Raw genomic sequence first — 23,621 nt, 5'->3', positions numbered from 1 at the left:
TGTGCCCTCTAAAATTATACTAAGTATAAATATAGATGCTGTAAACTAATCGGGGTTGCAAAATGGCTTCGGTGCTCAATCGACAGACGCGGAAACGCCTCGCCACACGGCAGCGCATATCTGACGTTGCCACCCGCCTCTTCATCGAGCGCGGCTTCGACAAGGTGAAGGTGGAGGAGATTGCGGAAGCCGCTGATGTCTCGCGGATGACCGTCTTCAATCACTTCCCGCGCAAGGAGGACATGTTCTTCGACCTGGACGAGGAAGGTCGCGAAGAGTTGCTGGCCAGCCTGCAGAAAAGAAAGCCGGGAACGCCTCCCGTGGAAGCCCTGCGACTGTTCGCCCATTGGGCTGTCGCCAATCAGCGTCCTTACGTTCGCTTCTTTGAAGAAGGCAGCGACAAGTTCATGGCTACGATTCAGGAAAGTGAAGCACTCAAAGCCCGCGCCCGAGCGATCCGCGACGAGTTGACGGATAATCTGACCGTCGCACTCGCCAAATCGATGAAGCGCCGGTTGCCCGATCCTGTCGCCTGTCTTGCAGCATCATTGCTGGTCGCAACCTGGGGCGTAGCTCTCGTCGAAGCGCATCGAGTATTTCAGCAACATCACGACGTGGAGAAGGCAAATACAGTCTTCCTCGCCCTCATTGACCGGGGAACGAAAGGAGTGCGTTCTGCCTTGGAAGGAACACCATACTTCTAAAACGGCCGTGCACAGAAAGTCACCTCCCGCTGCAGCTTCCCAGGTCAATCATTCGCAGGAACAGAGCGTAAATCAGGAGATCAGATCGGATATGAGTAGGACGAGTGCCATCCACGGAAAGAAGATCGCCATCATCGGCGGAGGACCAGGGGGGCTCACGCTTGCTCGATTGCTGCAGCAAAGCGGTGCTCAGGTGTCAGTGTACGAGCGTGACCAGAGCCGCGATGCGCGGGTCCAGGGCAGCGCATTGGATCTCCACGAAGACTCCGGACTGGCGGCGCTCGAAGCCGCTGGCCTGACAGAAGCGTTCTGGGCCAATCATCGACCGGACCTCGACAACCTTCGCCTCACCGATGCCTATGGGGAGGTTCTTCACGATCATCCCCGCCAGGTGTCCGGCCCGGGGCAACGTCCTGAGATCGAACGTGGTCCATTGCGCGATCTTCTGCTGGACTCGCTTCGGCCTGGCACCGTGCAGTGGGACTGCAAGCTGGAGTCTTCAGCGCTTCAGGGCGAGCAGGTCTTGTTACGGTTTGCAAACGGGCAAACCGCAGTGGCTGACATCGCCATCGGCTGCGACGGCGCCAACTCTCGCTTGCGTGAGTTGGTCACTTCGATTCGCCCGCAGTATGTCGGAGTTTCGCTTGTAGAAGGCCTCGTCCCTGCGGCAAAGCAAGCTATACCTGAGTTGTGGGATCTTCTCGGAGGCTCGGCGTTGATCGCTTTGGGAGGCGAACGGACGATCGGCATGGGAACGAAGCCAGATGGAAGTGTGCTGTTCTACGCGGGATTGAAGACCGATGATCCCGCGGCAAGGCAGAACATTGAAGAAGCAATCGGTCCAGACCAGCGAGTGATATGGTTCCACGCCAATTTCAAAGGGTGGAGTGACCTATGGGAACCGCTCTTCAGGGAGGCCGTCTCGATGGTCTGGCGTCCATTACTTGTTTGCCCGATGGATCAGCATTGGACGCCGAAGCCAAACGTTACGCTGATTGGAGATGCAGCGCACGTCATGCCGCCCTATGCGGGCGAAGGCGTGAATATGGCGATGCTTGATGCTCTGGTCCTGTCAAAGTTTCTCCTCAGCGAAGACACGCCTGGGGACGCAATCGCCGCGTTCGAGGCGGAGATGTTCTCCCGCATGCGATCCATGACGGCGGACACAATGGTGAACACGGAGATGTTTTATGCTTCGGATGCCTGCGAGCGCGTTGTGGCTCTGTTTCGTAGCTTCGGTGGAAGAGAGGCGGTTCCGCCAGCCGGCAAGGCTTAATGCAAGGTCATCAGAAGTCGCCTTGTCGTCAACGATCCGACCCACTGGCTGACTACGAGCAGCACCGTAACAGGTTCCCTCCCCTTCCTGCAGCTCTCCATTCCGCTGCCTGCGGCCCTACTCACTCAAAAGAGATGGTTGGTAGAAATTTGAGACCCAAGAATTGGTCTCCTTCCCGAATGAGACTGATCCCAGAGATCGCATCTTTGTCCCAAATGCAGCCGCTGGCGCAGCCCCAGGCACCGTACCAAAACAGGTCGTCGTAGTCGTCGTGTTCCGCAAAGAAAGGAGCGATGATCACGCCCTGATATTCGGCTGCTACTTTTGCCCAGTCGATGGCGATCCATGTTTCGCCTTTAAGCTTGAGGCCATACACCTTCGTGAAGGCCGACAACTGCTCTCTGGTGTTCATGAAAAGCAGGTTGTGTTTACCTGCCAGCTTGACCTCATAGAGGTTCCGATCGAGTAGATCGCCCGGGTGCTTACTCTTCCAGTCATTGGGTCCGACAACAGATACCCAAAATCCGGTGGGCCTGTCGGAAGGCTTCATCACCGGGAGTTGTACTGTCGAGTTGATCTCAACGATCTTGCCGGTTGAGTAGTGATGGAGGAGCATAATCAATTCTTGCATCATGGCGTCTGCGTGTTCAAGAGTGGCTGGTATCATCTGGCCTTCGTCTCGCCGCACCTTAATCCACTGCCGAGTGTGCAGGCAGCCTTCCATAAGGAACTGTTCGATTGCTAACTTGGAAAAGTGAACCCGTCCTTGAAGTGAAAGCCACCCCGCCAGATGGAAAGCTTGTTGCGATCGCGAAAGTACAGTACTCCATACTCGCTGAATCGAGATCCGCCACATAGCCTCCGTTGCTCTTGCCTCAGTCCCGATAAGTCATCTTGTCGGAAGTAGATGGTGAACCCTCAATGAAACATCAACCCAACGAAATCAGAAGCCTGGTTGACTGACGTGTAGTGTGAACACCTAACTCGAATGCTAGGTATTGACCAGCAAATAGGAAGGGTGATTTCGACCCGTGGGCGGATAAAATTCTTCGTGCGTGAAAGAAAATCCAAGCTTCCGAAGAAGACTTGCTGATCCCAGGTTTTACGGGTGATGCCCTGCGAACAGACTTTTGGCTGCCATATGCTCGAAGGCATACGCGACAACAGCGAGGGCCGCCTCCAGAGCAATGCCCTGCCCCCAATAGCTAGGACGCAAATGCACTCCTAATTCAAAAACATCCTCACCAGTTCGGTAAGGCCGCAGCCCAGCACATCCTGCAAGCTCGTTGTCTTGGAGGAAGAACACCGGCCAGTATTGAACTTTATGGGCGTTCATCGTATCTATTTCACGCCTGAGCCGCGCATGAACCTCGGCAGTTGTGAACGGGCCTCCGATCAAAGCGGATACCTCGGTAGAGCCCCAAAGCGTGAGAGCCAACGCGTCATCTCCCTCCTCCCAGGTACTGAATCCAAGCCGATCCGTCATAAGGAAATATTTCCGAGACGAGCTCATTCATCACACCTTTCACCTCCGCTAAAAAATACTACGTGAGCGGATGCAGACGCGTAGCATCCTTCGACAGTGCAGTCTATGGCCTCAGTTCCCGCACGCCATTCTCACGCGCAACCAGCGCCAGCGTAGCCATACCGAGGAACAACCCGTGCTCCACAACACCTACAATGTTGCGGAGCTCCATCGCTGTCCTCTCAGGCTCCTCAATCACCCCACAATGACAGTCCAGGATTACATTGCCTTCATCGGTGATCCACGGCCCCGTGCCATTGAGCGCCGCACGCAGCACAGGATTTAGTCCCCGATCCTTTAGCTGACGCGTTACCAGCGGTAGAGCCAGATGGATCACCTCCACCGGCAGGGGAAACTTGCCCAGCTTTTGAACTACCTTAGTCTCATCGGCTACGACGATGAACTGCCGCGCCGCCGAAGCCACAATCTTCTCGCGCAAATGCGCTCCGTGGCCGCCTTTGATCAGGGCAAGTCTCGGCGCGATCTCGTCCGCGCCATCCACGTTTACGTCCAGCACTGGGGTGTCATTGAAGTTGGTAAGCGGAATTCCCAACTCCTTAGCGAGCGTCGCGCTTGCGTCGCTGGTCGCAATAGCCTCGATGCGCAACCCGCTCTGCACTGCCTTGCCCAACTCATGGATGAACAGAGTCGTCGTTGTTCCAGTTCCCAACCCTACCTTCATGCCGTCGGAGATAAACTCCACTGCCCGCTTTGCCGCAAGTAGCTTTGCATCATCCTGCGTCATACCTGTCATCGTATTGCTCCTGATTCCTGCATGTGACCACTTCTCAGGGCGTCGATGTGGGAAGGGACACATCACCCAATAAGAGAGAACCCTCGACGCACCTTCATCGGCCGTGCTGCGTATCTTTCACGATCAAAGTGAATTCGTCTGTATCGATGTTGAACAAATAACCATAGATGCCGACTGTCCTCGGTACTCCAGCAGATGCGCGGAGCAGATCGACGTCTTGCTGAAGCGACGATCTGAAGTGGGAGATTGCCAGGCTGTCCCTTTCGTATACCTCTGAAAGATCCGTCCCTTGCTCAGCCTGAAAGGCCTCGATGAGGCCATCCGCAGTGAAACTGCTTGTCCCGCAGAACGTATGATGGGCAACGACAATGTTCTGGACGCCGAAGAGGTGTTGCCCAATGGTGATGGAACGAAGTGCATCGATAGCGCGTCCACCCGCTACGACAATTGGAAAGATGGTTGTCGTAGATCCAACTTTGTTGCCGCGTTCGTCAAACACCAACTCGCCGGGATACACCTCGTCCGGCCAAATCTTAGCCAGCGCAAATGGTATTTGTACTGCACGCGGGTCATAGCAATAAATCACAATCGTTCGAAGCGGAATCGCATTCTTGAACGCGACCCTCATGTTGAGTTCGTTGTATCCCGGACTCTGCGAGTACACGAATGCATCGAAATCATCTGCTTTCCTACTGTCTTCTGTGCTGATCATTTTGTACTTCTCCTCTACATTTATTCGAGATCCACGACGATGCATCATCAACGTACGTCTGTGGCGTTCGTTGCGATGTCTGGCCTTGTGTCGCCTCCAGCTATGTTCGGATGACAATCTGTCTTGGCATTTCTCACCGATATGCCGGTTGGCCCACCGCAAAGATGCGAGGTGCTCGCAAACTCCCCTTTGCGATTCAGAAACTTGTTTGTTGCGGAATAGCCGATGGTCATTGCGAGGACCAACAGCGCACCGGGAATTACCGGCGGGCTTGGGACCGGTATGTCGAAGTATCGGCACCCTGCTCCGACAATGAAACTGACGACAACTCCAATCATGAGTTTCACGATTCTTCACTCCAGAGGCTTCGAAGAAGCCGGGTTATCGGTTTATTCACCGCAGTGCTCTCCCTGTCACGGGATTTCGCTCAACTTCTTGGCGGCGAGTTCCGCGCGCAGACGAGAGTTTTCGGTCTCTAAGGCGCTGACACGTTCTTCAATTGCATGCACAGCTGCATGAATCTCCTCGGCGGTATAGCGCGGAACGATGTGCTGTTGACAGTTCCAGTCAAATGCCTCCACATGGATCACATAGACTCTTTCGATGACCGCCTTATAGCCAGGTACCTTCACTCTGTCCAGCCAGGCTGCGGCGTCCTTCCCTTCGAATACATCTGCCCGTCCCAGGACTTTGAGACGCGCCTGCCGCGGATAGTCGACGAAGATCATTGCGACCCTGTTATCCGTAAGCAGGTTCCCGGTCGTGATGTACTGTTTGTTCCCTGAGAAATCGGCAAAGGCCAGAGTGTGGTCGTCAACGACCTTGAGAAAGCCTGGTGGCCCGCCCCGGTGCTGTACGTACGGCCAACCTGAGGAACTCGTGGACGCCCAGTAAAAACTATCGCGTTCGGCGAGGAACTCTGTTTCAAACTGTGTGAAATCCTCGCGGGTCGCACTGGAACCAACCATCCTTTCGTATTGGCGCCGGCTGCCGTAACGCTCCTGAAGTTTCTTGACAACAGGTGTGAAAAGGAGTGAACCGAGCTTCATATGCCCTCACGTTAATCAAACGTGTGGACGGCACACAGTGTGCCGTCCACACGCATGGGCAATCAACCACGCTTTGCGAAGAACTCTAGGATGCGCGTTGCAATCTCCTCCCCATGAGTCTCGAGTGCGAAATGTCCCGTTTCGAGTATGTGCGTTTCAACCTTCGGGAGATCACGCTTATAGGGAGCCGCACCCTCGGGCGGGAAGATGAAATCATTCTTACCCCACGTAATCAGCGTCGGCGGTTGATACTTGCGGAAGAACTCCTGGAACTGAGGATAGAGCGGCACATTCGTCCGATAGTCGTACAACATGTCCAACTGGATATCGGCGTTACCAGGACGATCCATCCCGGCCTGATCGAGGGTATAAGTGGTCGGATCGACCAGAGTCTTGTCAGAAACCCCATTTTCGTACTGCCATTTGGTCGCATCGGGCTTAGTCAAACGCTCCAGCGCCGCACGATTTTCGGCTGTTGCCTCTCCCCAGTACTTCTTGATCGGATCCCAGAACTCGCGAAGCCCCTCTTCGTAGGCGTTACCGTTCTGGACGATTAGACCTGAGACCTTCTCGGGGTGACGAATCGCCAAACGGTATCCGATCGGCGCACCGTAATCCATCACGTACATCGTGTATTTCGTGAGGCCGAGCTGGTTGGTGAGTTCCTCGACAAGATTTGTCATGTTTTCGAACGTGTACGAGAAGCTCTTGCGATCAGGCATGCTGCTGAATCCATAGCCCGGGTAGTCGGGAGCAATGATGCGGAAAGGCCCAGCCAGCCGAGGAATCAGATTACGGAACATATTCGATGAAGTCGGGAATCCATGCAGCAGGAGAAGAACGGGTGCGTCTTTCGGACCCGCCTCACGATAGAAGATATCCAGATTGTTGATCTTTGCAGTTGAGTAGTGAACCGGGTAGTCCTTGGTGGTAGTTTCGGTTGCCGTTGGCATGTTCGAGTCTCCTTCAAAGGTTCTTGTGATTGGTTTGGGCTGTCAGCGACGACTGCCGATGAGATACAAGGGTGCGCATTAGCTATGCGGCAAAGTCGAATGCTCCGCCGCTGTCGGTTCTGCATTCGTCAACCGTCTACCCACCAGAACTTCGGACCAACCCATGAGGCGTGGAACTCAAATATCATCGAAGAGGCGCATTTGGGGTTGATCCTGTGGGCTTCGCTCACCGCTCAATCATCTCTGGCTGTGTACCAGTCTTCAAGGGTCTGATAGTGCAATGTTGCTGAACGTAGTGCATTGTTGCTACTAGGAATGGGGGGTTACCGCAGGATGGCTAAACAACATGACTCATCAAGGAGTTCCGTAGAGCCGACCAACGGGCAAGTGGCCTCACCAAGTTCGTTGCCGCAGGCAGAGAGCAAGCGCTTGTTCGTCCGTGCCGGGAGCGAACACATCCCTCTCTTCAAAGAGCGTCCGGTACTGGACAGCCGCCAATCGCCCTGGTACAGACTGATCCTGGAGAAGCATCACCATGAGGGATGCGAGATTCCCATTCACGATCACGAGACCCTATGTCTGCATTTGCAAACCAAGGGACAGGTAGACATGGAGTGGTCTTGTTCTGGGAGGTCCGGACGAGAGCGTTCAGTCCCTGGAAGCATGATGCTGTTGCCCGCGGGTACTCGGGACACTGTCATTTGGCATGGATCGACTCAGCGGGTCGTGGCTGCCATAGAACCCGCTTTGCTCAACGATGCAGCGAGAGAGCTCGGAGTGAAAGGCTTCTGCGATTTCAACCTCCGCTGGGCCTTTCGAGATGAGCAGCTCGGGCTCTTACTGAACGAGATGAACCGCGAGATGAGGACCGGGTGGTTGATGGGTGCCTTATATGGTGACCTCCTGAGTATGACGTTGTCGGTAGCGCTGGTCCGCAAATACGGAGAAGTGTCTAACTTCATTCCACAACTGAAGGGAGGATTGTCTCGCGCGCACGTGAAGCGAGTTCTGGAATATATGGAGGAAAATCTCCATCGAGAAATTCGACTCGAAGAACTGGCACAACTCAATTCCCTAAGCCGGTATCACTTCGCCAGGTCGTTCCGGGATTCGCTGGGTGAGACCCCATACCAATACATTCTGAAGATGAGAGTTCAGCGTGCGAAACGGCTCCTCCTTGAACCGGGTTCCACGGTTGCGAAGGTCGCTACAACCACCGGGTTTTCCGATTCGAGCCAATTTGTACGCATGTTCCGTAAGATCACGGGAGTTAGTCCTCATGCATGGCGAAAAGGTGCATAAGGAATTGTGCCCATACGATCGATTTGGATGCACTCGGAGTTTGTCAGGTATTGGTTGAATCTACGATTGGCGCTTTGACGCCAGAATGTTCCGGTTCCAACACGACCTCGATGAGTAGATTGCCGATTTTGCAGTCACTGAGATTACGAAGCCGCCAGGTCAGGCAAGTTACTCAAGCCCCTCTATTGGGAGTTCCATCCGGCGTCTATGTCGCGAAAAGCATTGTTGGGTTGGTCAGAGAAGCCTGCAGTGGTTAAAGCCATGAGGTGCCTTGGACCCAAACGGTGAACTGTTGCCACACCGCCAATGAAGGAACCAACAGCATTGCAGCAACCATTAAGATGATGAGCAGTGATCCCCAGAGGGTACTCCGATGAAGTCTCTTCACGGATATCAGGTCGTAGCCCACGATAAGGGCAGGAAAAGCAAGAAAAAGGGCACCCTGAGCTGGAGCGCTCGCCATAAATGCAAACGGCCACCGATTAATTGCTGGACCTAAGATGGCTATCGTTGAGAAGAGCATCAGGCGTTTATGTGCCACTCTATCCCCCCTTTTTAAGAGACCCCAGGCCACGAAGACTGAAAAAAATGCTAATTCGAGAAGGTCGCCGGCCAGCATCTCGCCTTGAGGAACTCGCGGAACTCCTCGACGGTGGATGGAATCGAGGATTGTCCAGGTGCCTATGATAACCATTAAAGGGGCCAACACCAGACCCAGAATGCCGAGCTGCATGTGCCACTGCACACGATTGACAGAGACCAGCACTGTCTGAACGACAAGCAGTAATATCCAGCTTACGAAAAGTGCTCCGTGCACGTGCACCAAAGCATTCGGCAGTTTGGCCAAAAACATTCCGGGCAGGAAGTAACTCTGTCCAAACCCGATGACGACTGTTGCGAGGATCAGCGCCACCATGGAGAGAAAGAAGACATCTTCCCCTCTTAACCGTCTAAGCCGGATCGTTGAGGTCGCCATCGAGCGCTGCTCCTGTGGTCTGAATGCAGACAGGCTACCACATGAGTTCAGGAGCACCGGCACCGGGTGATTCACCTGTAGGAGTGGCCGGCTTTCCTATCAATGGCTGATTGATGTGGAATCTACAGAGATTTGAACGGACAGAATTGTGATAGACCAAGTCACTCATTGAGCCCAACAAAGCTATCGATCACTTCTTCAATGCTGTTTATCAGTACTCACCTTTCTTCCAGTCGCCCAGGAGCAGATAGCCTCGCTCGTTGAGTGTCAGCGATCAAGTCCCTTTGTCGAGACTTCAGCCCCAGATGGTACATGGAACTGTTCTACGGAGATGCGCTCATACCGCACTTCCAGCACGGTCAGGGTTTCAGTTCCGCCCGGCGCACGAAGAGACACTTCATCGTTTTCCGCCGCTCTCATTAATGCGCGCCCCAGGGGTGAGGCCCAACTGATGTGGTTGCGGTCGAGATCGACTTCATCGGTGCCGACGATGCTCACCACTCGCTCTGCCCCCGCAGCATTCGCATAGCGCACGGTGGCTCCAAAGAACGCCCTTGTCGCCCGTTGCCCCGTTCTCCGAGCTTCCGGATCTACCACCTCCGCGGCTTCGATTCGTTTTGTCAGGAAGCGAACCCGTCCATCGATCTGCCGCAGTCGTCGCTTGCTGTACTGATAGTCGGCGTTTTCACTGCGATCGCCATTGCCCGCAGCCCACGCCACCACCTCCACCACGGCCGGGCGATCCTTGGTGAGCAAGAAATGGCGCTCCTCTTTCAGGCGCTCGATCCCGCCTGGAGTGATGTAGTTTTTGTCGTGGTTCGCTGCGGGCTCCTCTACTTTCGGTCTTCTCGTAAACCCTTTTCGCATCCTGCGGCCCTCTCTTAGCGCGATTTGAGCTATCGGCGTCTATCTATACGAATCCGAGCATGACTTCCAATTAGTAGAGGGAAGTCGGCTTATCGGCAGTGGCAATCATTTCTGCTGCGAACCGCATTTTCCGAGACTTATTTAGAGTCATCCTCTATTGTGCGTCGTCCAGCTTTCCTTCTGCTCGTCCGTAGTCCAACTGGGACAAAAACAAGGTCCCCAATCCATAGGCAGCGCTAATGGCCACCAGCCCCATATCGTGCGCATACAAGGCGCTTTTCATAAGCTCCACGACGCCGTAAGAACACAGTAGCGCCGAGAGCGCATAGGGATGTCTCAATACCGCTCCGCAGAACCGGGCCATACTAAAACGCGACGCCTTTAGGTATTGACCGAACCGACGCAGTTCATTTTGAAAACCTACGACGGCTGCACCAGGGATGTAGCCAAGAGGTGTCCTCACGCGGTTCCAGTCGATGTGTCCCACGTGGAAGCCGCTTGCTGACAGCAGTAGACTTCCAAGAATTATTCCCGCAGCATTGATTCTGGGCGCGGCAATAGGATGGCGAGATTTCTGCCGAAGCGCATAGTCCGAAGCGATCCACAGGAAGCCAACTGCCGTTTCAAGGTTTGGGTGGAGACCTCTCCTTAAAAGGAGACCAGTATTCCCAGCCATCAAGGTGATAGCAGTAACGGAGGGAGCAAGACGGATGAGACGGCTTCGAACAGAAACAAACAGGCAGTAGACCTCGATCAGGCGACTCATTTGATTGTAGGTGAGAGCACACCTTCTGAATGACCTCGTGCTTGGGCTATTCGTTTGGCATGAATCCCCAATCGCTCACTGGCTCGAGGTTACGACTGCGAAGTCAGCTTGTGGGAAGTAATGGTCCACCCTCAATGAGCGCTTCGGCTATTTCTCATCAACTAAGAAGCATCACCACTGTCCAGATCGCGACGATCAATCCGGAGCCAACCCTCCGAACCTCTAGAGCGCTACACGTTGCAAGTTCAGCCTCCGCAGCAACTGTGCGTTCGCAGCTACGATGATGGTGGAGAGACTCATCGCAATTGCGCCGACGCTCATGGGCAGATCGAATCCCCAATGAACGAAGAGTCCGGCTGCAACCGGGATGGCAACAAGGTTGTAGGCAGTTGCCCAAACCAGATTTTGGATCATCTTTCGGTAGGTAGCACGAGATAATTCGATCGCCCCTACAACGTCTCGTGGGTCGTTGCGCACCAGCACAATCCCGGCCGACTCGATGGCCACGTCGGTTCCCGCGCCAATCGCGATTCCGACATCCGCGGTCGCCAATGCCGGCGCATCGTTGACACCGTCACCAACCATTGCGACTTTCTTACCGTCACCCTGAAAATGCTTGACTGCCGCAGCCTTGTCAGCAGGTAGAACCTCCGCTGCGACTTCATCGATACCAATCCGGTTTGCGACCGAATCGGCCACCGCCTTGGAATCTCCGGTTATCATTGCAACGCGTATGCCAAGTCGATGAAGCTCTTCAATGGCCTCTTTGGATTCAGGGCGAATCTCATCCTCGACGGCGAAAGCGCCCATTAGTTTCCCGTCGGCGACAACATGGAGAACCGTCTTTCCCTCGGATGCCCACTGAGCCGTCAATCGTTCAACTTCTGCGGGTACGGTCACTTGACCCTCCACTAACAGACGCGGTCCGCCGATTGAGACTCTTTTGCCGCTTATCTCTGCCTCTGCCCCTCGACCAGCCAGTGATTTGAAGTCGGCGGCCTGAACCGTGGCCAGATTGCGACGCTTCGCTTCAGCAATAATTGCTTTCCCGAGCGGATGTTCTGAATTTGCTTCAACAGCGGCAGCGTAGGCGAGCAACTCACTCTCGCTGCCGCCGGGCACGGTTACAACGCCCGACAATGCCGGCAAGCCGCGTGTAAGCGTTCCCGTCTTATCGAAGATCACCGTGTCCAGATTCCGAGCACGTTCGAGGGCGAGCCTGTCTTTGACCAGAAGACCATTTTGAGCCCCTATCGACGTCGAAATTGCAATGACAAGCGGAATCGCTAACCCCAGAGCGTGTGGGCAAGCAATGATGAGCACAGTTGCCGTTCTGATCAGGGCGTGTTCCTTGTCTCCTGCAAGCCACCAGTAGACAAAGGTTATCGCCCCCGACGCGACTGCCACGTAGAAAAGAACTGCAGCTGCACGATCGGCGAGAGCTTGCGAGCGAGATCCAGAAGCCTGCGCCGTGGCGACGAGCTGCATGATGCCGGACAGAGCGGTCTGCTCTCCGACTGCCGTGATGCGGACCCGAAGACTCCCACCACTGGCTACAGTTCCCGCGATGACCTTGGCGCCCGAAGCCTTCGGGACCGTTCTCGACTCTCCGGTAATCATCGACTCGTCAACATCAGCGGCTCCATCCACGACTATGCCATCCGCCGCAACTCGTGCTCCGGGCCGGACAAGGATAATGTCCCCTACCTGCAACGCAGAGAGCGGAACGGTTTGCGTCTGGTCTCCTGTGACCCGTTCGGCGGTGTCTGGCAGCAGTGCAGCGAGTGCGTTGAGCGCGCCACTAGCCTGAGAGATGGCTCGCATCTCAAGCCAGTGCCCAAGGATCATGATCGTAATGAGAGATGCCAGTTCCCACCACACCTCGACTTCGAAGAAGCCAAGAGTAGCGGCAAGAGATGTTCCGAACGAGACCAGGATCGCCAGGCTGATGAGGGTCATCATGCCGGGCTTCCGGTCGGCAAGCTCTCTCCATGCCCCACGAACGAACACCAGGCCGCCATAAACAAAGACGGCCGTTCCAAGGATGGCGGGAATGAATTTCGAACCAGGGAAAGAAGGTACCGTGTACCCAAGCCAATGCTGGACGTCCGCTGACCAGACAACTACTGGAATAGTGAGGGCCAGGCTCAACCAGAACTTGTCGCGAAACATTGCCACGGAGTGCCCGGCATGCCGGTCGTGGTTTCCATGGGCCTTTGACATGTCGTGCCCGGCATGCGGATCCATGCCTTGCCCGTGAGGTTCATGCGTCATTGAGTCCATCTAAACTCCTAGCTGCTCGCGTCAGTGCAGAATTAAAATTATCTACCAATCCTCGTCAACTGATCATTTGAGGGACTTCGACATACAGACGTAATGACGTACTAATCGGAAATTAGCAATTTCAACCTTTGACCTGTGGAGGAGAGTGCACAGCGGTTGACTAACCCGGAATACAGGACGAATTCCCAGAGAGCACACGCGACGATAACTCAGAGGCAAAGTTGAAAAACTCTCGGCACACGTCAATATGACATAGCTGTGCTATAGTTTTGCCCTACTGTCCGGGTCCAGCTATTCATTCTGCAAATTCCGAGAGGTACGGAATGAACAAAGCCTTTTGTCTGTTGTGCTTGTTTTGCCTTGGCGTCCTCCCTATAGCACTTGCACCATCAATAAACCCACCGGTGCATGCTCAGAGTACGTGTACGGCTGACCCCGCTTGGCTGCCGACAACGCCGCTCGCCTCCTTCGACAATCCACCGCCTCACCCTCAACCGGATTGTCCCTTCTATCAAGCTGCTTGGCAGAATTTTCTCTTTGCGACACAACCCGATCCGTCCGGTCAGCCCCGATTCCTAGCGTCCTACAAGACGATCCAAGACCTCTTCGGATCTTCAGCTGCGCCGCAATTCGCCAAGGCGACGATTAAGATGCTGTCCCTTGCGCCAAGAACCATTCAGTTTCCGAACGAGAAACCTCAAGCGAAGGATGGAGCGCCCGTCATCGACGCGGGAGTCCAACAAGCCGGCTCATTGCGAGGTCTCCTGATCGATCAGCGTGGCAATCCGATCTACTACGCGATTCACGTCAATGATGTCTACGCCAACTTCATCAAGAGCAGTGGGCTAAATACTGCGACTGCTCTCAAGAACGCTGATCCCGACAAGATTCAGTTCCTGCGCGGTGCCGTCGAACTCAAGTCGGCGTGGCAAATTGTCGACGCCGGCTCTCCGCCGAAGAATTATTTTACGGTTCAAGCGGTTGTGCCAAATCTACATGTTCAAAACGGAGACATAGTCCCCGACGGAACGACCCGGCAAGTTACGGTCGCTCTGATTGCGATACACGTCGTTTTTGTTCTCGACCAACACCCGGAGTTCGTCTGGTCCACATTTGAACATCTCAGTGACAACGGCCAAGGCATTCGAGACAATGCACCCGCCGCCGCGGCAAACCCCGATTCTCTAACGCCAACAACCGTCGTGTCCACGACCCCGTGGACGCTATTCAAGGCGGGAACCATCGCGTCTGCCGCAAATCAACCGAACTCTGCTCAAGACCGAATGATGAGTTTCGATGAGAAAACACAGACATTCACAAAGGGCGGGACAGTACTTCAAAGCTCGGTTTATCGTGCTTATCCTGCCTCCAAAGGCGATACGACCGTCGAAGATGACGACGTGACTGGAGTTAACGGCTCTATGCGTCAACTCTTCTCTGCACATCAAGAAAACGTTGCGGATAAGCGCCGCAACTATCAGTTGGTCGGGGCCATCTGGCTTGATAATCCGGCGCGCGATTTCAAATCAAACCAATTCTTCCAGAATCAACCTGGGCAAACGACCGACACGCCTGGCGCAATGGTGGCTGGCGAAGACCGGCTCTCCAGCACCGCAATGGAATCCTTCACACAAGTCGGAGACCAGCCGAACTGTTTCAGCTGCCACAACACGAGACGCGTCACCGATGACACCTCTGGCAAGCCGATCATCGCTGCCAAAAGGTTGAATGTGAGTCACGTGCTATCTAAATTTCTGTCAACACTACCCAATCCTGCACCCTAACTAAGAGAGAAGGAACACTATGGGATTTGACCGCGTTAAGACCATTCTCGATACGGCAATACAAACCTGGCAAACCACAGCTGGAAACGACAATCCCGCCGACCTCTCAGGTCACGGTCCATCGTTCTCTTGGTCAACTAAGGCAAATCTACTGGCCGCTGTAGGACACGGAAAGCGTCTCATTCAACCCGAAGTCATCGGCAATCATCGGGGTGCTGAAGCAAACCTCATCATCGATTTACGAACGGGGATCAACGGCCCAGCATCTCGTATGCCGCAAGGCGGTCCGTACATTCCGGATCCCCAGATCCAGGAGATACAAGATTGGATTGACGGGGGCTGTCTAGATTAGACCTCTCACTGGATCGTTCAAAGGAGTTGTACTTTGCTACTTCTTTGTTGCGACAAACCGAGTCATTCATCGAGCCCAGCATAGCGTTCGATCACTTCCGCAATGCGCGTTTGTAGGGATCAACCAGACGCACTGGGCGAACTACAGAACACGGTGCGGCGAATGGCTGCCTATGTTCCTCCCGTAACCGTAAGCGTTGAGCCGAGCCCCAAAGCCAAACTTCATAACCATTGGAGATCTGAATGCGAATCGTCACGGTAGTCAACAAGTGGTGGGAGTGCGAACCGGCGATTGCCGCGATGCTCAACAGCAATGCATGGCCTTCCGGGGACACGGTCTGGCCGAAGGTATTGCACTCGCCGCTACAGCGTCCGTCGGGAAAGACGGACCCCTGGCTCAAGCCTCGCGCAGTATTCCAGTACAACAACTTTGAACTGGAAATATGGTGCGTATCGGACTTGCTCAATGACGTTTCAGGGGCGTGCCAATCCAGCAGCAGTGTAAAAAGCATTCGGCTGCCTCGAATCTTCGGGACCGGTCCGGCACCGGATTTAGTGGTTGCAGTCGGTACGGCAAGCTCGGCAACAGTAACCCCGAATCGCAATGGCGGTGTGGCTATCGGGACATCGGTTTTTCTGCATGACGCTCACCCAGACGGCCAGAATCCATCGAGCACCTGGAAAGGGCCAACCGATCAGCTCATCACGAGCTCGATTTCGCCCACACTGTTCGGACAGCTTGCGTCCTTTGACGCTGGTTCTGCACTGCTCCATTTTTTGCCGGTGAAGCGAAATCCATCTGATTCCCCCGTTGTGACTGCAGGGATCACCGATGTCGCACTCGGGACACTGAATGTAACGAACTACGGTGATTACAAGTTCAAAGATCCGGAGACGGTTGCAGCATTCACGGCTGCTGGCCTTCCAGTCCACCCAGCGTCTGTGGAGACGACGCATGGCCTCATCCGCCTTGCGTATCCAGATGCTCCCTTCCTCTTCGTGTCCACAATCACCGACCGGTTCACCTATTTCGACGGCGACGTCTCTGGTGTCCCAATGAACGACGCGCAGAACACACCTGCCGCTTATAACGCGGGCATCACGCTGCGTTGGATGTTTGCAAATCTTGATACGGCTCTCTCTGCGAAGCCAACGGATCCTTGCGTCCCGCCTTCGCAGTGATTTCAAGACTAGAGTTTCGCCCATCACCTTCTTTGTCTCTCGATGGGCAAGCCGCCTTTCCTGCCGTCAAGCCGCAATCTGGTGTTCGAAGATGCGTTTCGCGCGATCGTCGAGAATTGCGTCCAACTGGGCGGGCGTCGCCTTGGCCGGAGATAACCAGGTGTTCAGGTTTTTCTCCTCGAGAACGATTACGCAGCGCTGGTGTCCCGTGGCCGCGATCTCTGCCGGCGGCTCGTCCGTAACGGCCGCAAACGAGAGCAGGTCGGGCTGGTCAGGACCTTTCCACTGGTCCCAGATGCAGGCAACCAGCATGTCCTCGCTTGGGTGTGGGGCGAATTGCAGGATGAGGTTTTCTGGCTTCTCTTCCGGGAGCAGGTCACGATGCTCGTAAAGGTGCCTTGGCACATTCTCAAAGAATCCGCTGATCACCATCACCGCGTGACGGCGGCCGTACACATTCTTCCAGAACCCAGTCAGGTTATCCCTTCGCGCGTTGTATGTGCCTGGGAAACGAGAGTCGTAATTTGCGGGCTTGTCTCCAAGCCTGCAAGCGTACCGCATCGGAACGATTATGGTTTCGCCTTCCTTCTGAACCAGGACCGGGGCATACGACAACGGAAAGATTCGTTCATCGTCCTCAACTGGTTCAGTGCGGCGAAGATCCGTGAGACGGTCCAGCAGGGTCTGAATCTTCTTCGTCGCGATGCGGACGTCTTCGCGCGCTTTCTTGGTCTCTCTGACTCTGAGAGACTCCTCTGCCCCTCCCAATCGCCGGCGCTGGGTGAAGATCTCATTCTCCCACTCTGCTCTGCGGTTAGCGACGTACTGGTCGATGTACTCCTTCGTCCTGAGTTCGGTCTCGGTGGAGGGGTGAGCGAAGTTCCGCTCAAGACCTCGTGCAACCCGGACATCTTCCCCGGCAGCCCGGCGCCGGAAAATCTCCTCATACATCTGCCACGCCACTCTCGCGCCATAACGTTTCGAGAGTTGGCTTAGGTTTTGGCGCACTCGGGCCGAATAGCACATTTTAGGATTCTAGTCGTTTCTCCGCCGGGAGGCCTTTCTAATGCTTTGGTACCGGCCTCGGCCCCTGTTTCGTCTCGATGCCCTCGCCCACATAACCGCCATATTGGAAAGGACAATGTTCAAGATCGATGAGGGGTTGACATCAATCGCCGGTCATCGCCGCGCTGCGGGCTTCTTTGCGGCGGCTTTCTGCTCGATTGCAGCCTCGAGCTTCGCTGCGAACGCGGGGTAGTGCAGGCCGATTGCTATGCAGAATTTGCGGGTCTCGATCGTGTCGATCCGGCGCTCACCACGCTCGCACTTGCTGACGTAGGTCTGCGTTTCCTTCAACTTCTTCGCCAGGCCAATCTGAGTCAATCCCGCCGCTTCCCGCTCCTCCCGAAGGAGGTCGAGAAACACGCCGTACTCGCGGCTATAGATTGACTTGCTCTTGGCCATGAACGTCTACTGACGTTCACGCTAAAAACTATCTTGGAATAGTCCAAAACAGACTATTCCCGAGGCGGCAGTCGGGCTTGAGTCGTGATGAGCTGATCCGAACCTTAAACGGTCACGATCGATGGACTTCACGACGAATTGGAGCAGCCGAAACGTTCGGCTGCGAGTGAGTCTCTTCACTACAGAACCACTCTTTCCAAAGTTGATCAGTGCGAGTGGACAGTTTGACACGAGCGAATCAGTGGTCGACACACTCAAGCGCCGCTCAGTCTTACCCGCAACCAGGACGGTATCGGATTTACCGGAGCCACAGATTCCCTGCCCGGCTCTGTCCATCTTCTCATGCGATGTAACTTATTGAAAGGAGGCCTATTAGACAACCGCTTCGAAATGCATCCGGAGAGTGGTTCCTGTCAATGGGTGCCGAAGTCGTTGTATGGGGTTCCGAGGACGATCGCGCAGTAGATCTCAAGGAGAGCCTGCCGATTCTGATCCGGCTCCTCCACGAAGCGGTACTCCATTGCCCTGATCCTGCCTTTGGCATCTCGGAATGCCTGCTCGAATGCCGGGTCCAGCATCAAGCCGTCGCGGCTATCGTTCCCTGCCTTGTAAGAAGCCTTCGTTCGTCCGGTTGCTTCTCGTGCCAGCTGAAAGGCAAACGCGGCTTGGCGGTGGGTAGCCCCTGGACGGCAATGGCGGCCGTAGCGAGACCGCAGGCTGTTGGACCGTCCAACGTAGAGGTGTCTTCCTGTTTCAGAGAACAGGTAGATCCCTGAGAGTGGCATGCTCCGCGCAAGTTCTCCATAGCCCACAGGCGGGCATTGAATGAGTTGTTCAAGCTTAGGAGCCAGAGTATCGACGAGCGCTCCAAATCTGACATCCATTACCTGCCTCCAAATTGACCACGAATCCCAATTAGCTGCCAATAGGAGGATACAGCCTCGGAGATACGACTCCGCCACGTTAAGGGTTGGTTGGAGTGGAGTGGACTGCTGGTCCCACGCATGGTGCGAGTCTATTTGAGAATAGTCCATTTTCGACTATTCTATGCACTGCACGACCTTGTGCTGCACGGAGCCCTGTTCTGAGGGGATCGGGGAAACCTGCACTGTTGTCCTGTAGTCTTTTTTGTCCCGGTCGAAGTGTGTGCTCCAACTCCACCGTCACAGTGCGGACTTTGGGGGGAGTTCGGGTGGGCAGTCCCCTGCCGAACTCTCACCTTTCGATGGCTCCGCCACTCGGGATGCCCCTTGCCCATGCCGCTGACAATGCACGTTCGAGCATCATCCCAAGCGCTGAATCGCTTTATCCATGATCGTAGATAAATTGTGGATGAATGCGCTGTTTGTAGGTATCGCGATTTAGCTTAAATTGACTGCATTCTTGGTTCAATGCGACCGCTGCGATGTCTATAATGACCATCAAAGGCCCGTCTATAGAGACCATAAAGAGCCGGTAGACACCAGGCCAAGCCATCCCCTCGCAAAAGAACGGGTTTCTTTCCCATGTTTGGAAGACTATGAACTCTATTCACTCAATACTCCTGGTAGACGATGAACCCGTCGTAGCCGACGGATTGCAGCGCACTCTCCGTAATTTTGGGTTCGAAGTGCAGCTGGCAGACAATGCGGAGACTGCACGGCAGATGGTGGAGAATTCGAAGTTTGACCTGATTCTGGTCGACTTTGACCTCGGACCGAAGAACGATCCAAAGCTGAGTGTCAGCGGCACTGGCCTGGTGTTCGAATTGCGGGCAGCCAAGGTAGGTCTGCCAATTCTGATGTACACGGTGCTCGAGGGAGAATGGTATGAGCTTGCATCTCTCCACGCCGGCGCCGATGGCTACATCCTCAAGAGCACATCTATTCAACTCCTGATCTCTCGTCTCCATGCCCATATTCGGCGATATGAGCGGGACACCGGCAAGAGGCGGAGCACCACACACCGTCTCGGCGTAGGCCGCTTCGTACTGGACAGGAACCACCAGGTTCTGGCCGACAACGAGAAGTCGATGGCGGTTACCCAGAAAGAGGCCAGGATTCTCGAGATCCTTGCTACCAATCCGGCTCGAGTGGTCACCTCGCAGGAGCTTCTTGATGGCGCCTGGGGACGTCGAGACCTCGACAAGACCCTCGATTCCCTCCGCGGAGTGATCAAGCGGTTCCGCAAGAAGCTGGACGACAAGGGATTTGATGACCTGATTCAAAACGTCCGAGGCCAGGGTTTTCGGCTACAGGTTCCGCCGCTGGGAACGACTGACTCGGCTTCTGCGTTCCACGACTAGAGGTCAACAAACACACCGTAGCGCCATCTGCCGCTCTGCCAAGATCAGCGTGCCGGGTCGGCCAGAACTTGAAGACATTCAATAAGAAGGATACGAAGTGCATGAGTGCCTCGTACTCCTTCTCCCACCAGGAAGACCCTGCAGTACGGCCACGCATTCGCATAGCCGCATAGAGCTTCCACCTCCCCTGACAAGCTGTGAGGCTGCCCAATTCATCTTGGGCGAAGCCGCCTCAAACGCGCCATCTTCAAGGTCCATCGGGCCTTGGAGAAATGGCCTTTTGCGACCAATAGCGCCGGAGGGAGATAGCACTCCGACGCGACTAGAGCATGGTAAAGGAGAAAGTTGTGGGCCTTCTGAAGGTAACGAAGATCGAGAAGTCTCATAATCACGAGGAGATATTCCTCGATCACTACGACTGGCTCCTGAGGAGTGCACGAGACCTGTGTCACGGCTCGCGAGAAGAAGCCGAAGATCTCGTGCAGGACCTATATGTAGGCTTTGTCCAGTCGAAATCCACCGTCCAGGTGGACGACGCCGACCGCCTCCGCGGCTACCTCTATAAGGCCCTGAAGAATCTGTTTATCAGGAAGAATCGCCGCAATCGGGATACCGCGGCAGGTCTCGAGATCAGCGACTTCGACTCTATTCAGATCGCTCTCTCTTCTGTGGACGGAAACCAACTACTGCTGGTACGGAGCCGCTTGGCCGAGATCTGCGAGTACGCCTGCACGAGGCGGATGACCCATAAAGCAGCCAGTGTTCTTATCCTACGCTTCTTCTTTGGCTACTATCCCAGTGAGATCGCCAAGTTACTCAGAACCGGCCGGGCCACCGTCGACAAGCTCACGCATACGGCGCGTCTCGAAGCCAAGGCTTATCTCACCCAACCTCATACTCTGCAGTTCCCGCATCACCAGCAACATCGAGGGGCAGCTCCAATCATCTCGATATTGCCGCAGGCACGAGCTCCAATTGCGATTGAACGGTACGCCAACCTGCCAGACGATCCCACCGAACTCAAGGCGGAGTTGCGAAAGCGCATACTTTCCAGGGCTCTGGGAGACCATCTCCCACGGGAAGTGATCGAGACTCGATACTCCGAAGAATCCGAGCAGACATTGAGCACGAACGAACTGGCACACCTTGTAAGCTGCCGACTCTGCCTCGACACCGCAAACGACATTCTTGGGATTCCAAGCCTCGATATGCACTTCTCCTCCGACGACAACGAGCCAGACGATCAAGATCCACCGAGCAAGGGGCGGCGCAGAGAGAAAACCCTCCAACGCTTGCGGCGCAAGCAGCGTGAGGCATTCGAGCACCGTCCGGCACAGTTGCAGGTTGCGGTCAACGGACAGGTGCTGGGAACGACGGCCATCACCGGCGAGTTCAATGAATTCCACCTCAACAACCTGGACATGATCTCTCGCCCCGAGTTCGTTGAGGTCGTAAGCGAGCAAGGAATCACACTTGCCTCTCTGGACCTGCTTCAGGTCGACAGGAACGGCATCCCGTTGCAACGGACACACGTCATGTTGAGCGATGGCCGAGAACTGACGATCGACATTACCTGGTCGGGCAACGGACCCGGCGTCAACATCTCCTACCGCGACCTGCCTGTCGAAGATTCGGCTCCAGACTCCACCGTCGACGGTCCGACTCTCTCAAGCTTAGAGATCCGCGCGCTGTCGGAGGCTCCGACAAACCACCCGCCAGCGAGTCTCTGGAAGAAGTTCACTTCCCTGCTTACCGGACACTGGATGATGCCGGTTCCTATCGCAGTCGGACTTGGCACTCTCGTTCTGAGCGCTGGGATGTATTTCCGCTTCTCGCAGAAGACGAATCTCACCGCACCGATCACTGCAACGGCCCTGCTCTCCGATTCGACCAAAGCCGAAGAGGCAGCGATTCCGGAGCATGGCGCGATGCACCGCACGTTTGCATTTGAAGTTCGATCAGACCAGGGAAAGATCCTTGAAAGCGGAACGATCGACAGCCTTCGCGGGAGTTCGCCGCGAAGACGCGCTCTCCGCCTTCTCGATCGACGAGGCAAGGTCCTAGCCGGGCATTGGGTCAGCGAGACAGGAAAGGTAACGGATCGCGCCTTCGAACACAACCGCCAGTCGAACATAAAGGATCCTGGTGACCAGATCCCGATTCCCTGGATTCATCTGCCTGAGGCAGATGACTTCGCAACCTTGTCAGGAGGCGACAAGAACCTCAGCGCGAAGATGGTGGGCAATGTGTACGAGGTCAATATGTCTCAGGTAACGCAGGGCGATCAACCCAGTGTTATCGCAGCGAGTCTGACGTTGACCAAGGACACGAAAAGACCCGTTATAGAGGTCCTTCAGATCTTGGACCACCACAGTATTCGCCAATACAAATTCGAGGAGCTGACGTATGAGTACCTGCCCGCGAGTCCACAGCTTGAGAGTGACTTTGCCCCGCCATCCGGCGACACGTCTGGAGAGAAGGCTGAAGGAGGAGATGCCACTGAGAATTCAGACTCGCATGCAACCCTGGAAGCATTGACACTGCTCAGCAACCTCGGACCCGATGTGGAGCGGATTGTCAACGTGGAGAGAACGCTGAATGGCAGAACATCCATTGACGGTGTCTTCCAGACAACAGCACAGAAGGCAGAAGTAGCCAGGGTACTCGCGCCACTTCGACGCAACCACAACATCGTCTTAGACCTCCATGCCTCTGACGAACCGATCTCCAAGCCAGACTCGCATCCGAACCTCCAGCTGCAGTCTCTCGACGAGATTTCTGTTGAGAGCCAGCGGGTCCCGTTGGATGCTCAGCTTCGTTCCTCGCTCTCGACTGCGGGGGCCGCCGACTCTGATGTTGACGCCCGCGTCCACGCTATTGCCAGCAGCGCATTAGAGCACTGCTCTCTGCTGAGCCGAGAGGCGTGGAGTATCCGCCAGATCGCGACGGACGACTTCACTCCCAGCGAACTGCAACAGATGACGCCCGAAGATCAGATGCTCTGGCTCACGTTGCTCGACAAACACGTCCGTGCTTTCGACGGTGAACGCACAGAACTAGAAAGAACACTGCATGCGCTGCTCGAACAGGAGCGCACGTATGTGTCTGCAACTCCTGTCAAACCACCGAACACGATTACATCGATCTCCGAACTTCGTGACGCGGCTCAAACTCTGAATCAGGACAGTGAGCGCCTGCAAAGTCTTCTAACGGACGGGCTCACCTTGTCTCCAACCAGTCTTCCCACCAGCACCAACCCGGTAGTGATCGCGCAGCTGATGTCCAAGTTGAGAGTTCAGGAGAGCAAGCTCCATGAGATTGTCGAGCGCCTCCAGTCCTCAGGACAGCGCTGACGCAAGCAGAAAAAAGTGACTGAACAATTCCAGCCT

General features: G+C 55.1%; 22 protein-coding genes. 8 read left to right on the top strand and 14 right to left on the bottom strand.

The window, feature by feature from the left end; all coding sequences use genetic code 11:
• Nucleotides 1-62 precede the first annotated feature (62 nt).
• Nucleotides 63-704 (top strand): TetR/AcrR family transcriptional regulator, encoded by a 642-nt coding sequence (locus XX99_RS08940; RefSeq protein ID WP_050059003.1) that lies wholly within the window; start codon nucleotides 63-65, stop codon nucleotides 702-704.
• A gap of 91 nt (nucleotides 705-795) precedes the next feature.
• Entirely contained in the window at nucleotides 796-1,980 is a 1,185-nt protein-coding gene (locus XX99_RS08935) for an FAD-dependent oxidoreductase (RefSeq protein WP_050059002.1), read from the top strand.
• A gap of 121 nt (nucleotides 1,981-2,101) precedes the next feature.
• Here the strand turns inward: XX99_RS08935 and XX99_RS08930 are convergent, their stop codons facing one another.
• From XX99_RS08930 to XX99_RS08905, 7 genes are all read right to left on the bottom strand, one after another.
• Nucleotides 2,102-2,836, bottom strand: a complete 735-nt coding sequence (locus XX99_RS08930) for a hypothetical protein (RefSeq protein WP_050059001.1) — start codon at nucleotides 2,834-2,836, stop codon at nucleotides 2,102-2,104.
• Nucleotides 2,837-3,082: 246 nt separating this feature from the next.
• Complete coding sequence (locus XX99_RS08925; RefSeq protein WP_197081857.1) at nucleotides 3,083-3,466, bottom strand: GNAT family N-acetyltransferase; 384 nt, start codon at nucleotides 3,464-3,466, stop codon at nucleotides 3,083-3,085.
• A 103-nt stretch (nucleotides 3,467-3,569) separates the two neighbouring features.
• Nucleotides 3,570-4,259, bottom strand: a complete 690-nt coding sequence (gene rpiA / locus XX99_RS08920) for a ribose-5-phosphate isomerase RpiA (RefSeq protein WP_231581209.1) — start codon at nucleotides 4,257-4,259, stop codon at nucleotides 3,570-3,572.
• Nucleotides 4,260-4,353: 94 nt separating this feature from the next.
• Complete coding sequence (locus tag XX99_RS08915) at nucleotides 4,354-4,971, bottom strand: carbonic anhydrase (protein ID WP_050059000.1); 618 nt, start codon at nucleotides 4,969-4,971, stop codon at nucleotides 4,354-4,356.
• Nucleotides 4,972-5,018: 47 nt separating this feature from the next.
• Nucleotides 5,019-5,309, bottom strand: coding sequence for a XapX domain-containing protein (locus tag XX99_RS28625; protein WP_156185925.1), 291 nt, complete (start codon nucleotides 5,307-5,309; stop codon nucleotides 5,019-5,021).
• Between the two features lie 75 nt (nucleotides 5,310-5,384).
• Nucleotides 5,385-6,020, bottom strand: coding sequence for a pyridoxamine 5'-phosphate oxidase family protein (locus XX99_RS08910; protein ID WP_050058999.1), 636 nt, complete (start codon nucleotides 6,018-6,020; stop codon nucleotides 5,385-5,387).
• Between the two features lie 62 nt (nucleotides 6,021-6,082).
• Nucleotides 6,083-6,973, bottom strand: a complete 891-nt coding sequence (locus XX99_RS08905) for an alpha/beta fold hydrolase (protein ID WP_050058998.1) — start codon at nucleotides 6,971-6,973, stop codon at nucleotides 6,083-6,085.
• A 726-nt stretch (nucleotides 6,974-7,699) separates the two neighbouring features.
• Between XX99_RS08905 and XX99_RS27690 the strand changes: the two genes are divergently transcribed.
• On the top strand, nucleotides 7,700-8,275 hold the full coding sequence (locus XX99_RS27690) for a helix-turn-helix domain-containing protein (RefSeq protein ID WP_184084802.1): 576 nt from the start codon (nucleotides 7,700-7,702) through the stop codon (nucleotides 8,273-8,275).
• Nucleotides 8,276-8,528: 253 nt separating this feature from the next.
• Here XX99_RS27690 and XX99_RS08895 read toward each other — a convergent pair whose 3' ends face one another.
• From XX99_RS08895 to XX99_RS08880, 4 genes are all read right to left on the bottom strand, one after another.
• The gene (locus XX99_RS08895; RefSeq protein WP_050058996.1) at nucleotides 8,529-9,251 is read right to left on the bottom strand and encodes a hypothetical protein; all 723 of its coding nucleotides are present in this window, start codon (nucleotides 9,249-9,251) and stop codon (nucleotides 8,529-8,531) included.
• Nucleotides 9,252-9,518: 267 nt separating this feature from the next.
• Nucleotides 9,519-10,118: a transcription elongation factor GreB gene (greB, locus tag XX99_RS08890; RefSeq protein ID WP_050058995.1), complete on the bottom strand. Its 600-nt coding sequence runs from the start codon at nucleotides 10,116-10,118 to the stop codon at nucleotides 9,519-9,521.
• Nucleotides 10,119-10,272: 154 nt separating this feature from the next.
• Complete coding sequence (locus tag XX99_RS08885; RefSeq protein ID WP_050058994.1) at nucleotides 10,273-10,884, bottom strand: hypothetical protein; 612 nt, start codon at nucleotides 10,882-10,884, stop codon at nucleotides 10,273-10,275.
• A 222-nt stretch (nucleotides 10,885-11,106) separates the two neighbouring features.
• The gene (locus XX99_RS08880) at nucleotides 11,107-13,158 is read right to left on the bottom strand and encodes a heavy metal translocating P-type ATPase (protein ID WP_050058993.1); all 2,052 of its coding nucleotides are present in this window, start codon (nucleotides 13,156-13,158) and stop codon (nucleotides 11,107-11,109) included.
• A 332-nt stretch (nucleotides 13,159-13,490) separates the two neighbouring features.
• Here XX99_RS08880 and XX99_RS08875 point away from each other — a divergent pair, with 332 nt between their 5' ends.
• The 3 genes from XX99_RS08875 (at nucleotide 13,491) to XX99_RS08865 (ending at nucleotide 16,484) form a co-directional block, all read left to right on the top strand.
• Nucleotides 13,491-14,951 (top strand): hypothetical protein, encoded by a 1,461-nt coding sequence (locus XX99_RS08875; protein ID WP_156185878.1) that lies wholly within the window; start codon nucleotides 13,491-13,493, stop codon nucleotides 14,949-14,951.
• Between the two features lie 19 nt (nucleotides 14,952-14,970).
• Nucleotides 14,971-15,303 carry a hypothetical protein gene (locus XX99_RS08870; RefSeq protein ID WP_050058991.1) on the top strand — a complete coding sequence of 111 codons (333 nt, stop codon included), beginning with the start codon at nucleotides 14,971-14,973 and terminating at the stop codon, nucleotides 15,301-15,303.
• Between the two features lie 242 nt (nucleotides 15,304-15,545).
• Nucleotides 15,546-16,484 (top strand): hypothetical protein, encoded by a 939-nt coding sequence (locus tag XX99_RS08865; RefSeq protein ID WP_050058990.1) that lies wholly within the window; start codon nucleotides 15,546-15,548, stop codon nucleotides 16,482-16,484.
• Nucleotides 16,485-16,550: 66 nt separating this feature from the next.
• Here XX99_RS08865 and XX99_RS08860 read toward each other — a convergent pair whose 3' ends face one another.
• The 3 genes from XX99_RS08860 to XX99_RS08850 all read right to left on the bottom strand — a co-directional run bounded on the left by XX99_RS08860 (nucleotide 16,551) and on the right by XX99_RS08850 (nucleotide 18,832).
• Nucleotides 16,551-17,435 carry an SOS response-associated peptidase family protein gene (locus XX99_RS08860; RefSeq protein WP_184084805.1) on the bottom strand — a complete coding sequence of 295 codons (885 nt, stop codon included), beginning with the start codon at nucleotides 17,433-17,435 and terminating at the stop codon, nucleotides 16,551-16,553.
• Nucleotides 17,436-17,663: 228 nt separating this feature from the next.
• The gene (locus tag XX99_RS08855) at nucleotides 17,664-17,948 is read right to left on the bottom strand and encodes a helix-turn-helix domain-containing protein (protein WP_050058988.1); all 285 of its coding nucleotides are present in this window, start codon (nucleotides 17,946-17,948) and stop codon (nucleotides 17,664-17,666) included.
• Between the two features lie 413 nt (nucleotides 17,949-18,361).
• Nucleotides 18,362-18,832, bottom strand: a complete 471-nt coding sequence (locus XX99_RS08850; protein ID WP_050058987.1) for a GIY-YIG nuclease family protein — start codon at nucleotides 18,830-18,832, stop codon at nucleotides 18,362-18,364.
• A 635-nt stretch (nucleotides 18,833-19,467) separates the two neighbouring features.
• Here XX99_RS08850 and XX99_RS08845 point away from each other — a divergent pair.
• Together XX99_RS08845 and XX99_RS08840 are read left to right on the top strand one after the other, a co-directional pair.
• Nucleotides 19,468-20,232: a response regulator transcription factor gene (locus XX99_RS08845; protein WP_050058986.1), complete on the top strand. Its 765-nt coding sequence runs from the start codon at nucleotides 19,468-19,470 to the stop codon at nucleotides 20,230-20,232.
• 347 nt (nucleotides 20,233-20,579) lie between these two features.
• The gene (locus tag XX99_RS08840) at nucleotides 20,580-23,585 is read left to right on the top strand and encodes an RNA polymerase sigma factor (RefSeq protein WP_184084808.1); all 3,006 of its coding nucleotides are present in this window, start codon (nucleotides 20,580-20,582) and stop codon (nucleotides 23,583-23,585) included.
• The last annotated feature ends 36 nt before the right edge of the window (nucleotides 23,586-23,621 follow it).

Source organism: Silvibacterium bohemicum, from assembly GCF_001006305.1.
Lineage (GTDB): Bacteria > Acidobacteriota > Terriglobia > Terriglobales > Acidobacteriaceae > Silvibacterium > Silvibacterium bohemicum.
This window is presented reverse-complemented; position numbering and strand designations above follow the sequence as displayed.

Excerpts from the sequence above, each read along its gene's own strand:
- XX99_RS08940 (WP_050059003.1), top strand. The coding sequence starts at position 63 with ATGGCTTCGGTGCTCAATCGACAGACGCGGAAACGCCTCGCCACACGG.
- XX99_RS08935 (WP_050059002.1), top strand. The coding sequence starts at position 796 with ATGAGTAGGACGAGTGCCATCCACGGAAAGAAGATCGCCATCATCGGC.
- XX99_RS08930 (WP_050059001.1), bottom strand. The coding sequence starts at position 2,836 with ATGTGGCGGATCTCGATTCAGCGAGTATGGAGTACTGTACTTTCGCGA.
- XX99_RS08925 (WP_197081857.1), bottom strand. The coding sequence starts at position 3,466 with ATGACGGATCGGCTTGGATTCAGTACCTGGGAGGAGGGAGATGACGCG.
- rpiA (WP_231581209.1), bottom strand. The coding sequence starts at position 4,259 with ATGACAGGTATGACGCAGGATGATGCAAAGCTACTTGCGGCAAAGCGG.
- XX99_RS08915 (WP_050059000.1), bottom strand. The coding sequence starts at position 4,971 with ATGATCAGCACAGAAGACAGTAGGAAAGCAGATGATTTCGATGCATTC.
- XX99_RS28625 (WP_156185925.1), bottom strand. The coding sequence starts at position 5,309 with ATGATTGGAGTTGTCGTCAGTTTCATTGTCGGAGCAGGGTGCCGATAC.
- XX99_RS08910 (WP_050058999.1), bottom strand. The coding sequence starts at position 6,020 with ATGAAGCTCGGTTCACTCCTTTTCACACCTGTTGTCAAGAAACTTCAG.
- XX99_RS08905 (WP_050058998.1), bottom strand. The coding sequence starts at position 6,973 with ATGCCAACGGCAACCGAAACTACCACCAAGGACTACCCGGTTCACTAC.
- XX99_RS08895 (WP_050058996.1), bottom strand. The coding sequence starts at position 9,251 with ATGGCGACCTCAACGATCCGGCTTAGACGGTTAAGAGGGGAAGATGTC.
- greB (WP_050058995.1), bottom strand. The coding sequence starts at position 10,118 with ATGCGAAAAGGGTTTACGAGAAGACCGAAAGTAGAGGAGCCCGCAGCG.
- XX99_RS08885 (WP_050058994.1), bottom strand. The coding sequence starts at position 10,884 with ATGAGTCGCCTGATCGAGGTCTACTGCCTGTTTGTTTCTGTTCGAAGC.
- XX99_RS08880 (WP_050058993.1), bottom strand. The coding sequence starts at position 13,158 with ATGACGCATGAACCTCACGGGCAAGGCATGGATCCGCATGCCGGGCAC.
- XX99_RS08875 (WP_156185878.1), top strand. The coding sequence starts at position 13,491 with ATGAACAAAGCCTTTTGTCTGTTGTGCTTGTTTTGCCTTGGCGTCCTC.
- XX99_RS08870 (WP_050058991.1), top strand. The coding sequence starts at position 14,971 with ATGGGATTTGACCGCGTTAAGACCATTCTCGATACGGCAATACAAACC.
- XX99_RS08865 (WP_050058990.1), top strand. The coding sequence starts at position 15,546 with ATGCGAATCGTCACGGTAGTCAACAAGTGGTGGGAGTGCGAACCGGCG.
- XX99_RS08860 (WP_184084805.1), bottom strand. The coding sequence starts at position 17,435 with ATGTATGAGGAGATTTTCCGGCGCCGGGCTGCCGGGGAAGATGTCCGG.
- XX99_RS08855 (WP_050058988.1), bottom strand. The coding sequence starts at position 17,948 with ATGGCCAAGAGCAAGTCAATCTATAGCCGCGAGTACGGCGTGTTTCTC.
- XX99_RS08850 (WP_050058987.1), bottom strand. The coding sequence starts at position 18,832 with ATGGATGTCAGATTTGGAGCGCTCGTCGATACTCTGGCTCCTAAGCTT.
- XX99_RS08845 (WP_050058986.1), top strand. The coding sequence starts at position 19,468 with ATGAACTCTATTCACTCAATACTCCTGGTAGACGATGAACCCGTCGTA.